1 protein-coding gene is annotated in these 316 nt (G+C 65.8%); it reads left to right on the top strand.

Annotated features, from left to right (window positions below; all coding sequences use genetic code 11):
- Positions 1-316, top strand: a 316-nt coding sequence (locus PMES_RS16445) for a hypothetical protein (protein ID WP_159966785.1), incomplete at both ends; no start/stop codon positions are given.

Genomic DNA, 316 nt, shown 5'->3' with positions numbered 1-316 from the left:
TGACCCCCATTCCAATTATCTCGCGCAGGTGACGGACGAAGCCGGCCAGGAAGGGTTCTCGCTTCCCCAGCATCTCGACATCATCGAGGCGGGCGGCTCGAAGCCGTGGCTGCAATTCGATTGGGTCTGGGACGAGGACGAGTTCCTTGGCCTGGCCGAGTATATCGCCGCGCCCTACGATCCGGCGACCGACACGCCCGCGAGCAAGCCATGGGCCTACAAGCGCCACGCCGCGGGGCGCACGGCGGCGCCCATCGACAGCTTCGGGACGATCCTGATGGAGTTCGGGAACGAGAACTGGAACACGGCGCCGAGC

The sequence above is a fragment of the Profundibacterium mesophilum KAUST100406-0324 genome (assembly GCF_009835145.1).
In the GTDB taxonomy this organism is placed as follows: domain Bacteria; phylum Pseudomonadota; class Alphaproteobacteria; order Rhodobacterales; family Rhodobacteraceae; genus Profundibacterium; species Profundibacterium mesophilum.
This window is presented reverse-complemented; position numbering and strand designations above follow the sequence as displayed.